The sequence below is a fragment of the Acinetobacter sp. AG3 genome, assembly GCF_022343575.1.
Taxonomy (GTDB): domain Bacteria; phylum Pseudomonadota; class Gammaproteobacteria; order Pseudomonadales; family Moraxellaceae; genus Acinetobacter; species Acinetobacter guillouiae.
On record NZ_JAKQZD010000001.1, the window covers coordinates 281,456 to 292,961 of the forward strand.

Here is an 11,506-nt window from a genome sequence, read left to right on the forward strand (position 1 = left end):
CTTGTGGAATTAAACACGATGACTGACTTAGTTCAGCAGTTGGCAAGTGAACTTGCCGTACGTCCAAACCAAGTAGAAGCTGCCATTAAACTGATAGATGAAGGCTCTAGTGTTCCATTTATTGCACGTTACCGTAAAGAAGTAACGCAAGGCTTAGACGACATCCAATTACGCCAACTTGATACACGCCTTGTTTATCTACGTGATTTATTTGAACGCCGTGAAAAAGTAATCGAATCATTAAAAGAACAAAATAAGCTCTCTGATGACTTACTTGCTCGGGTCAATGGCGCTGAAACAAAAAATGCATTAGAAGAACTTTACGCACCGTACCGTCCAAAACGTACCAGTAAATCATTCAAAGCAAGAGAAGCAGGATTAGGGGAATTTGCTGAGAAAATTATCGCAGAGCAAATTGATCCGACTGAAGCTTTGGCTGGTTTTAGTCATGAAGAATACCCAGATGTTGAAAGCCAATTAGATGCGATTCAACACATCATCATTGATGACTGGGCACAAAATATTTCATTAACCACAGAACTTAAATCAACATTTGCCAAAACAGCGGTGTTAAAAAGTTTAGTGGCGTCTGATGAGAAAAAAGAAGTTGGTAAGAAATTCCGTGATTACTTTGATTTCTCTGAAAATTTAAATAAAGTGCCTTCGCATCGTTTATTGGCAATGCTACGTGGCCGCCAAGAAAATGTATTGGGACTTAAAGTTGATGGTGATGATCATGCACCACTTGCACGTATTGAAACTGAATACGCGCTTGAAAGTGTGCAACCACAAGCACGTCAAGATTTCTTAAAGCAAATCGCAAAGCTGTTTTGGTTAGGTAAAATTCGCCCAACGATTGAGCATTCTTTGTTGACTGAAAAGCGCCTTGCAGCTGAATCAGAAGCAATGGACGTGTTTGCAGAAAACTTACGTCATTTGTTGCTTTCTGCACCTGCAGGTTCACGTACAACTTTAGGTGTTGACCCTGGTATTCGTACAGGGGTGAAACTGGCGGTTGTTTCAAATTCAGGCGATGTGCTTGCACATAGCACGATTTATCCATTTGCACCCAAAGAAGATAAAGCCGGCTCGATTGCTGAACTTGCACGTCTTTGCCGTGAATTTAATGTGGATTTAATCGCGATTGGCAATGGTACTGCGAGTCGTGAAACTGAAGCTGTTGTTGCAGAAATGATGGCTGAAAATGCGGATCTTACATTAACGCGTGTTTCAGTAAGTGAAGCGGGCGCATCTGTTTACTCCGCATCAGAATTGGCTTCTGCTGAACTGCCTGAGCTTGATGTTGCGATTCGTGGCGCTGTTTCAATTGCACGTCGCTTACAAGATCCATTGGCTGAACTGGTAAAAATTGATCCTAAATCTATTGGTGTTGGTCAATATCAGCATGATGTGAATCAAACCAATTTGGCAAAAACATTGGATGCTGTGGTTGAAGACTGTGTGAATGCGGTAGGTGTAGATGTAAATACAGCCTCTCCAGCAATCTTGGGCTATATCGCAGGTTTAAATAAAGCCATTGCGCAACAAATTGTAGATTATCGTAAAGAAAATGGTCGTTTTGACAATCGTCAAGCATTGAAAAATGTACCACGTTTAGGCGAGCGTACCTTTGAGCAAGCTGCGGGTTTCTTACGTATTCAAGATGGTTCAGAACCTTTAGATGCATCATCTGTTCACCCTGAATCGTATGGTTTGGTCAACAAAATTGTTGAAGCAAAAGCGACCACAGTGAAAGATATCATTGGTAATACTGAAATTATTCGTCAAGTGAAAGCAGAAGATTTTGCTGACGACAAATTTGGTCTACCCACAATTCAAGACGTGTTAAGCGAGTTGGAAAAACCAGGTCGTGACCCTCGTCCAGAATTCCGTACAGCAAAATTCCGTGAAGATATCACTGAAGTCAGTCAATTGACTGAAGGAATGCAGCTTGAGGGTGTGATTACCAATGTGACTAACTTCGGTGCATTCGTCGATGTTGGTGTACATCAAGATGGTCTAATACATATTTCAGAACTTGCCAATGAATTTGTTTCTGATCCACATAAAGTGGTGAAACCAGGGCAAATCGTACAAGTACGTGTATTGACTGTAGATGCTGAGCGAAATCGTGTGAATTTATCGATGCGCCCAGAAGGTTCGGAAGCACCAGCTAAAGCACCACGTCAAAAGCGTGAGTTCAATAACAATGAACAACGTGGTGAGCGTAAGCCTCAGGGTAAACGTCCACAACAAGGTCGTCCAAACCATGACAATAAAGACAAAGCACCACGTCATGACAAGAAACCACAAGCAGCTAAACATCAAGAAAACAAAATTGGTGGTTTAGGTGCGTTGTTATTACAAGCAGGGATTAAAGGGTCTAAATAAGCCTTAATTTCTCAATAAAGAAACCGCCGTAAGGCGGTTTTTTTTATAGATTAGACAATTGCAGAAAGATCACAATCTTTTTTAAATGGACATGCTTCCCCAACCACAAGACTTTCAAGTAGATTCTGAATATTCTGTAATTGGAGAATTTTTTCACCAATGACACTGAGCTTGTCTTTTAAAATCATATGAAATTGTTCTGCTGGAATTTCATTGACGTTGACCAAGTCTAAAATCTGTTTAATTTCAGCCAAAGTAAAACCTAAATTTTTAGCGACTTGAATCAGTTGTAATTGCTGTAAGTCTTGTTTTGAATAATCCTTATAACCATTATTTCGTGTCAATGGGCGGATAAGATCAAGCTTTTCATAAAAACGAATGGTATCCCGACTGAGATTTAATTGCTCTGATAATTCACCGATTAACATCACTTGCTCCAAATTTTATGTATTTGCAAGAAACACTTGACTGTGGAGTGTACTCCATCCTTTAGCTTAAGTGCGAGCATATAAAGGGTGTATAAAGTGATGCAAAATAATCAAAGTGTAGAAAAAGTTGCCTTGGTGGTTGGTGCAACAGGGTTTATTGGTAAATTTCTTGTAGCGCGATTACTTCAAAGCAATGACCAAGTTTTTGCCTTGTGCCGTCGTCTCGATCAGCAAGAGCCGAGTTTGAGAATGTGGCTGGAAAAACAAGGAATAAACCATCAAAAATTATTCTGTCTACAAGGCGATGTTACCTTGCCTGATTTGGGTATTTCAGTTGAAGATTGGAAACGGCTTGCTGAGGTAAATTATTTATTTAATACCAGTGCATTATTTGCATGGAACCTTTCAATACAACAGGCAAGGGAAGTCAATGTTAAGGGCTTAATCAATTTACTTGAATGTGTGAACGAACATTGCCAATTGAAACGGGCAATTCATCTTTCTGGCTATATGTTGACACTCACTCAGCACTTACAGGATGCTGGAGTCTGTTTAGAAAATATCGAGAGTACGAATTGGAGGCAGGTGTACCAAAAACTGGGTGCTTATGAGGCTTCTAAAATTGAAGCTCATTTTGAATGGGTGAAATGCGCTCAACAGTTGAACATTGACTGGACAGTGATTCATCCTGCAACAGTGGTAGGGGATGAAAATTCTGGTGAAATTGCAGAAAACCAGCCAATTGCTCACCTGATTACTCAGCTTAAACAGGGTAAAATGACCGCAATTCCTGCAACCCCTCAGCATTATTTACCTTTGGTTTCCGTGACAATGTTGGTCAATGCGATATGTAAAGCATCTCAGGATCAACTTGCAATTCATCAAGCTATATTGATTGCCAATCCTACTCAGATTTCTTTACAAGCGCTTATTCATAATGCAGCTCACAGATTAAATCTAAAAGCACCGCAATATTTCGTCTCGCTGAGCATTTTAAAAGTGATTTTAAAATGGAAGTGGCTTGCTCAAAAGCTGGATCTATCTGCTGAGATGTTGAATTTCATCCGAACTGAGCAATTAAATATGGATCAATTTTTAACATTAAATCAGAAATGGCAAATACCAGAAACCAATCTTAAACAGAGCATTGCACTGACTGTAGAATGGGTGGATCAGAATCATCAGATCTAGCAATAAATTGCCCATTTCAATAAATGGGCAATTTATGATTATCGTGTCGTATAACCACCATTGGCAAAAATAGTCTGACCTGTAATCCACCAACCCTCTGTCACTAAAAAGCGTACCAAAGGTTCAATATCTTCAATCTTGGTTAGACCACCCAGTGCAGAGGCAGATTTATGATAGGCCACCGCTTCAGGCGCTTCTTGTCCATAGAAAAATGGTGTATCCATTGGACCCGGTGCAACAGCAGTGACGGAAATACCACGATCGCCGTACTCTTTCGATGCTGCACGTGTATAGTGCTCCACAGGTGCTTTTAAGCCTTCATAGGTTGAATACAATCCTGTATAGGCTGCTAAAAGGCTGGTCACGATAGAACAAATTTTTCCACCATTGTTAAGATGTTTACCCGCAGACTGAATGAAGAAATAGGCAATTTTATTGTTAATGTCATTCATCGAATCAAACTCTTGTTCAGTTGTTTCAATCAATGGTTTTTTGAGTACTCGCCCTACGGTATTAATCGCGATATCGACACCACCAAAGATTTCTTTGGCTTTGATGAACAATGTTTCGATATTTTGAATATTAGAGAGGTCTGCTTGTATCAAGGTTGCATTAACGCCAAGTTGTTCAACGGCTTTGAGTGTTTCTTCTGCATCTTTTTGGGTTTCTAGGCTGTTGTAGTGAATGACAAGATTTGCACCTTGTTCTGCAAATTTACGTGCGATCAGACCACCTAGGTTTTTAGCACCACCTGTAATAATCACTGTTTTGTCTTTTAAATTGTGCTGTGCCATTGTTATTTTCCAGTTTCGATAAATGATGCTGAAATTCTAAAAGCTATTTTTTATTCTAAATAGTGATTAGAATCGAATAGATTGTTTGAAAAAATTGAATAATAAATGGATAAAATTGAACGGCTAAAAATTTTTTGTTTAGTTGCAGAAAAGCATTCATTTGCCCAAGTTGCTAAAGCGCTGGATCTGCCACGTTCAACAATTACCTATGCAATACAAGGCTTAGAAAAAGAATATCAAGTATTGTTGTTTAATCGGACCACGCGAAAAGTTAACTTAACCAATGATGGGGTTCAGTTTCTTAAAGAAGTTCAACAATTGATTTTTCAGGCTGAAGGGCTGAATAAGTTTAAATTAAAAAACCGTCAATATAAGGGGCAAGTTAAAATTGGCTTACCATTAAGAATTGCAACCCAATATCTTCTCCCTCATCTGCATGAATTTTATGCAAAATACCCCAATATTAAAGTCTCAATTTATAGCCACGATCATTATTCAGATTTAATTGAACAACGACTAGATTGTGTGCTTCGTGTTGGAAATGTGATGAATGAAAATCTAATTGTGAGACCCATCACAGAGGTTGATTTATATACGGTGGCTGCTCCAAAATACTTAAATACATTGGAGAATATTCTAGAAACAGCGCCGTTAAATCAACATATTATGATCGGTTATCAAATGAAAAATATGGATTCAGATTTTGGAAGTCTGGTATTTAAAGATAGCCAGATCAAACTTCCTTACCAACTTTCAGTTGAGGATACCGAAAGTTATTTACATGCGGGCTTGCAAGGGTTGGGGATTATCCAGATTCCAGCTTTTGATGCAATCCCGTTTATCGAGACCAAAAGATTAACCCGAATATTTGAGCAAGAAGCATGCTTAAAAATACCCATTAATTTTCTTTTTTTAGAAAGAAAATATCGACCCGTATATTTTCAATTCTTTATTGATTGGTTAGAGAATTTATTGAAACAGAAGCTTGCGAATCATACTGAGCTGTTGTCGTTTAAATCGTGAAAATTGTTGCTGAGTAATAGTTTCGGTACTCAAGGTGGGCTTAATAGATTGGTCAGGTAGTTTTGTTTAAGTGTTAATTGTTCAATGACCACTTGTTCTGAGTCATGATTATTTTTGAGTAATTCAATATCCGCAATCGTTTGAGACAACAAGGCTTGAAAATCATCTGCTTGTAATAGATGTTGAGAGAGGGTAATTGCATCTGTCTTAAAATCATAATTTAGACTAATTTTTTGCAGGAGGTTTAATGCAAAAGGCGGACAAAGTAGCGCATCGATGAAAAGATAGCTGAATTTTAAGTTGGACAAGTATAGTTGTTTTCGTCGAACAAAAATCCAAGTGATATTGATCAGGTTAATCGCATAAATGCATAGGATTAAAATTGCTAAATATAGATAACTGCTTTTATAAATCAACGCAATAGGTAATAAAACCAGTGTTAACACTGTATTTAAATAAATCATCGGCTGCAACGGTTTTAAGATCTTTTGTAGATTTAGAATAGCCCCGATCTCGTTGTCAGTAACTTGTTGGTGATCTTGATGATGGGTCAGTTGCCAGCGAACTTTAAAGCATAAATAATGTGGGCAAAATGGCTGAGGAATAATCAGAAATTTTTTGAAGATGCTGACATGATTGACCAGCATCTGTGACTTAAACTTTGCGGTAAAACCGTTGAGAAGATAAAATTCATTATAGAAACAAAGTTTAGCCGAATCATAGAGATAAAATCCGACTAAACCCAAAATAATAAGATAATCAAATGCGATCATTATTCTTTATTTCTTTTAAAAATCTTCCCGATAAAACCAATGCAAGCAGCAACGCCAACAAGGATAAACTTCCAAGTCGCTGCAAAGAAAGCAGCAATGACCGCCCAAAAACCTTTTTTAGTCGCAACTGCGGCAGCACCACCTACCACTAAAGCGGCTAGACCATATTCTGCTACTTTGTCGCCTGCTTGGAATTCGGTATAACGTTCGCCTGAGTTATATTGGAAGCCTTTGATGGAGTTTTTAAAGGCTTGAATATTTCTATCTAGATTTTCAGGATCCGATACCAAGGTTGCACTCATCACACCCGTGCGTCCCAACAAACGTACAGTATAGTTTATGGTTTCCATATTATCTTCACCACGGACTTTTAATGCCCATTCAAGATGTTTAGATACAGGATCATATTTTGGAGGGACAGCCCAACTATCTGTATAAAGTTTATCAAGCCCTAAACGCACACGTTCAGCATTGGCTGCTTCATCATAAGATTTTAATTCTTTTAACAATGCATCAGCATCAATTTTCTCATCATCTTTGACGTAGCCTGACGGTTCAAAGTCAAAGGTCGCCCACCATGAATCATCCTCTGCGACGAGTACATTGGTACTGCCTGAAGTGAGATTACCAGTAAGCTCTAAAAATTTATCTGAATTTGAAATATCAAGAAAACCATCACCTTTAATTGTGTTTAGGGTGGCGACATCAGCAAGATTTTCCTTTTTGGGTCCAATTTGCCAATTCAGTTTGGAATACGGGCTTTCTTGCTGGGTTTGTGTACTTTGGTCAGGTGTCGTGCTTTGTTCTGTTGTGGTCGTTTCCGCATAACTATAAACAGGTATGAGTGTACTTGTGCTTAAACTTAGACAAAGCAAAACGGCATAGGTAACAGGTTGAAGCTTTAAGTTAAATTGTTTTTTTAACATGGTGGTCTCATTTTCTAATTGGTTATGTCTCTGATTATTTGAATAGCTTCGTGTTGTTAAATTTAAAATCAATGATTTTTTCTTTAATATTGAATGCGTGAAGTTATTCTTAGTGCTTAGTTTTTCTAATATTATTTTATTTATTCAAGATTTTCAATGTCTGTATTTGAACGGATAGTCTACTCAGTTGAATATCCGTTCAATGGCTTAAATTACCAATGCTCACCTGGGAACAAACGTGCATACGCTCTTTGTATCAGATTTAATTTTTGTGGCTCACCCACAGATGCAGTCGAACTTGGGAACAAGTTAAAGCCAATTGACATTAATTTGTTATTGATTCCAGGTGCAATCGAATACGTAATAGAGGCTAAACGGCCTAAGTTTGTCGCAACTTTCTTCGGACGTTTCACAATCGCATAAGCCACTAAATCTGCTGCTTGTTCAGGTGAAAGTGTTGGCACATATTTATAAATTTTAGTCGGTGCAATCATCGGCGTGCGGACTAAAGGCATATAAACTGAAGTAATTGCAATTTTATGTGAATGCACTTCCGCAGATAAACAACGGCTAAATGCATCCAATGCTGCTTTTGATGCAACATAAGCAGAGAAGCGAGTTGCGTTTGCCAACACACCAATTGAACTGATATTGATAATTTGACCGTCTTTACGAACCATCATTTGCGGTAAAATATTCAAAACTAAACGAACTGCGCCAAAGTAATTCAGCTGCATCGTACGTTCAAAATCATGGAAACGATCAACAGATTCATGTACCGCGCGGCGAATCGAGCGACCTGCGTTATTGATCAAAATATCAATATGATCAACAGAAGCAATGATTTGTTTAGACACTTCATCAATAGCATCCATATCGTTTAGGTCGCAAGGGAAAATATCAGCCTGCCCACCTTCAGCCTGAATTTCAGCTTGAACTTCTTTCAATGTTTCTTCAGTACGAGACACTAAAAGTACATGCGCGCCTGCCGCTGCGAGTTTTTTTGCAACCGTTAAACCGATACCACTAGATGCACCTGTGATTAGTGCAATTTTACCTTGAACCTTTTTTTGAAAAAGTTGCTCTAATTTTTGATTCATAGCTATTTTCCTGATTCTACTGGCATAAATATATGCTGTATTTTTTTGTTTCGGGTGATTGGGTCTTTGTTTAAAAGATGATCACTTTTGTTGGAAGGCAATAATATACAAAAAAAATAAAAATACTAGTATTAAGTGACTGAATTTATAAAATATTTTTAGAGTAAATACTCTATTATATTTTTACTTATTTCGTGATTTTTACCATATAAAAATGAGTATTAAAAGCAAAAAATCAATCCTGCTGTATAAAACATAACCAAATAAATTCACTTGAAAATTTGAATATATTTTTAAGTAAACAGAGTTGATTTCAACTCTGTTTATAGATGGATATATGTAATATTTTTATCATGATTTATGAAAAAGCAAGCTCATCATATGCTTTTTTTAATTGTTCTTTGGCGTGGGTATGACCTTGATGTGCAGCTTGTTCAAGCCACTTTTCTGCATGACTATAACTTCGGTCTAGCCCAAGTTGTCCATTTAAGTAGCTGAGTCCCATTTTATACTGAGCTTCTTGATCTCCACGCAAAGCAGCTCTTAAATAGCACCACATAGCATTACGATTTGCGATTTCATCTAAACTTAGATTTTGATCTTCAAAATGATGTGCTTGCGCTTTTTCGAGAGCAGCTTCGGAAGCATTCTGTTCAAATGCTCGACGAGATGTTGAATCTCCTAAAAAACGGTTAAAAATATGTACCAACATATACAACCTCCTTGCTAATCCATTAACAAAGTAAAAGAGACTGCTAATCACAAAAAAATGATTAGATATAATTAATCTAGCTGATTTTTTACACTTTGCAAATAGTTAAATGTAATTTGTCAATTGCGATTTTTACACATTTGTTAAAAAATACATTATTTAACAAACCAACAATTTTTATTTAAATGATTAAATCACGCACTGTAATTTTATTACATTGAGAAAATTTGCTATATTTAGGTTGTTTTTTGATTTCGGATAGAATCTGTGAAACGCTCAAGTGTTTTCATCACAGTCTTGCTTAGTTTGTTTATGTTCCAAAGTCTTTGGAATGTAGCGGCAGCTTTTTGTGATCATGAAAGCACTACACTTCCATCGCAAAGCCTGATGAGTCAGCATTTTGGACACCATAATGCACCTGATTGTACTCAGGATCAGCAGCAGCATCCGCAGCTATTGGATGTGTATGGGATAGATAAACCGATTTCAGATCCGTCCGCATTCAAACAATTATCAGCACATCAACATGATGTGCGTTCCAGTGATTTCCTCAATCATATAAATGATGATCATCGTGACCATTTGCCTTCCTTTGCGCATTTTATTGTGGTTGATGATCAGCAACAAACAGCGCAGCCTAAGTTTATAGGCTACCCAGAATCTCGCTTTATTGGCTGGAATAATTTGTACCAGTCACCTGATCTATATTTGCCTAATCCTCCGCCTCTCTCATCCCCGCTATAAGGTGGGGTAGCCAAAAAGATTGCCCACCGCTAATGGTTTAATTTAGTGGGGCATTTTTATGTCAAAAGAAATACGTAATTTAGTACAAAAGCCTGTATTTGGTTTTAGGCCGTCTTTGCTTAGTGCACTGATGTTGAGTGTGATCTCATCTCTTAGTTGGGCAGACAACACATCTCAAGCATTAACCTTACAACAGGCAATTGCAAAAACTGAGCAATATCAGCAAACGCAGAATGTTTGGCAAACGCAGCAGCAAATTGCAACAGCGAACATTAAACAAGCAAAACTGTGGACAAATCCAGAGTTATCCGTATCGCAAACGGGTTTTGGTTCCAATCAAGATCAAGAGCTTTCAATTGGTGTTTCTCAACGATTGGATATTTTTGGTGAACGTAAGTCAGCACAGAGGTTGGCACAACTTTCAAAAGATCAAAGTGACTTAAATCAGCGAATTTATCAGGCTCAACTTGAATTGGCTGTGAAATACCAATGGTCACAGCTAGCGATTTTTGAGTTAGAACGCAACGTGGTCCAAGAGCAGCTCAACGTCAGTGAAGAAAATCTGAATGCGATTCAGAAGCGCTATCAAGCGGGGAGTGTGGCTCAGGTTGATGTAGATCGTGCCAGACTGAGTCATGCAGAAAATGCTCGCTTATATCGTCAAGCCGATTTGCAGGTGCAAATTGCCAAGCAGCAATTGTCCAATCTTTGGGGAGATGCTGATAAATCGATTCGTATCGGTTTAAATCCGCAATCCTTATGGCCGTCTTCGACACACCAACAGGTGCAAGAATATCTCGCGGACAATCTTTTTGAAAAATCACGTCAGTTACAGGTGTTGCAAGCAAAAGCGACAGTGGCGCAACTCAAAGCTTCGGCACGGCCTAATCCAACTGTGAATTTAGGCGTGAATCGTACTCGATCACCTGAAACCTCGACTGACAATGCTTTAGTTGTGGGGGTTTCCATCCCATTGAATATTTTCAACCGCCAGCAATATGGTGTGCAAATTGCGCAAGCAAAGCAGGATTTACTCAGTAGACAACAGGAATTTTATCTCCGCCAAAATGCTTTGCAGGTGGGAACCTTGTTGACTGAATTGCAAGGACTGGAAGTACAGTTTAAAGCAGTCGATGAGTCTCAGATTCCGCTTGCAGCTCAGGTTCAACGTAAAACTTTGCAGGGGTTTACTGTCGGTAAATTTGCCGTTAACGATGTGCAACTCGCAACGTTACAGCTGCAAGAAGTGCGTTTGAGAAAAGTGCAATTATTGAAAGATGGCTGGCAACGTGCCATTGAAGCGGAAAGTCTGAGTCTCGGTATTGAACCAAGTCAAATCATGGCAAAAGACGCTTTAGCACAGATCAATCAGAGTTTATGGCAGGACACACAAGCTTTACCAATCGTGGGTGGGGGAAAATAAT

11 protein-coding genes are annotated in these 11,506 nt (G+C 38.4%); 5 read left to right on the forward strand and 6 right to left on the reverse strand.

The window, feature by feature from the left end:
* Nucleotides 1-18 precede the first annotated feature (18 nt).
* Nucleotides 19-2,391, forward strand: coding sequence for a Tex family protein (locus L3V46_RS01310; RefSeq protein ID WP_239044745.1), 2,373 nt, complete (start codon nucleotides 19-21; stop codon nucleotides 2,389-2,391).
* 50 nt (nucleotides 2,392-2,441) lie between these two features.
* Here L3V46_RS01310 and L3V46_RS01315 read toward each other — a convergent pair whose 3' ends face one another.
* Entirely contained in the window at nucleotides 2,442-2,819 is a 378-nt protein-coding gene (locus L3V46_RS01315) for a MerR family transcriptional regulator (protein WP_209827819.1), read from the reverse strand.
* Between the two features lie 99 nt (nucleotides 2,820-2,918).
* Here L3V46_RS01315 and L3V46_RS01320 point away from each other — a divergent pair, with 99 nt between their 5' ends.
* Nucleotides 2,919-4,010 (forward strand): SDR family oxidoreductase, encoded by a 1,092-nt coding sequence (locus L3V46_RS01320; RefSeq protein WP_239044746.1) that lies wholly within the window; start codon nucleotides 2,919-2,921, stop codon nucleotides 4,008-4,010.
* A gap of 38 nt (nucleotides 4,011-4,048) precedes the next feature.
* Here L3V46_RS01320 and L3V46_RS01325 read toward each other — a convergent pair whose 3' ends face one another.
* Nucleotides 4,049-4,804, reverse strand: coding sequence for an SDR family oxidoreductase (locus L3V46_RS01325; protein WP_209827822.1), 756 nt, complete (start codon nucleotides 4,802-4,804; stop codon nucleotides 4,049-4,051).
* A gap of 105 nt (nucleotides 4,805-4,909) precedes the next feature.
* Between L3V46_RS01325 and L3V46_RS01330 the strand changes: the two genes are divergently transcribed.
* Nucleotides 4,910-5,827 carry a LysR family transcriptional regulator gene (locus L3V46_RS01330; protein ID WP_239044747.1) on the forward strand — a complete coding sequence of 306 codons (918 nt, stop codon included), beginning with the start codon at nucleotides 4,910-4,912 and terminating at the stop codon, nucleotides 5,825-5,827.
* Nucleotides 5,828-5,856: 29 nt separating this feature from the next.
* On the opposite strand, the gene L3V46_RS01335 is transcribed toward L3V46_RS01330, so the two are convergent.
* The 4 genes from L3V46_RS01335 to L3V46_RS01350 all read right to left on the reverse strand — a co-directional run bounded on the left by L3V46_RS01335 (nucleotide 5,857) and on the right by L3V46_RS01350 (nucleotide 9,338).
* Nucleotides 5,857-6,600, reverse strand: coding sequence for a hypothetical protein (locus L3V46_RS01335; RefSeq protein WP_239044748.1), 744 nt, complete (start codon nucleotides 6,598-6,600; stop codon nucleotides 5,857-5,859).
* Nucleotides 6,600-7,526, reverse strand: coding sequence for a DUF2167 domain-containing protein (locus L3V46_RS01340; protein ID WP_096735299.1), 927 nt, complete (start codon nucleotides 7,524-7,526; stop codon nucleotides 6,600-6,602). Before L3V46_RS01340 ends, L3V46_RS01335 begins: the two co-directional genes overlap by 1 nt.
* A 212-nt stretch (nucleotides 7,527-7,738) precedes the next feature.
* Nucleotides 7,739-8,626, reverse strand: a complete 888-nt coding sequence (locus tag L3V46_RS01345) for an SDR family NAD(P)-dependent oxidoreductase (protein WP_239044749.1) — start codon at nucleotides 8,624-8,626, stop codon at nucleotides 7,739-7,741.
* 358 nt (nucleotides 8,627-8,984) lie between these two features.
* A complete protein-coding gene (locus L3V46_RS01350; protein WP_004816626.1) occupies nucleotides 8,985-9,338 on the reverse strand; it encodes an SEL1-like repeat protein in 354 nt (117 codons plus the stop codon).
* 267 nt (nucleotides 9,339-9,605) lie between these two features.
* Between L3V46_RS01350 and L3V46_RS01355 the strand changes: the two genes are divergently transcribed.
* Nucleotides 9,606-10,082 (forward strand): cation transporter, encoded by a 477-nt coding sequence (locus L3V46_RS01355; RefSeq protein WP_239044750.1) that lies wholly within the window; start codon nucleotides 9,606-9,608, stop codon nucleotides 10,080-10,082.
* 58 nt (nucleotides 10,083-10,140) lie between these two features.
* Nucleotides 10,141-11,505: a TolC family protein gene (locus tag L3V46_RS01360; protein ID WP_239044751.1), complete on the forward strand. Its 1,365-nt coding sequence runs from the start codon at nucleotides 10,141-10,143 to the stop codon at nucleotides 11,503-11,505.
* Nucleotide 11,506: the final 1 nt, after the last annotated feature.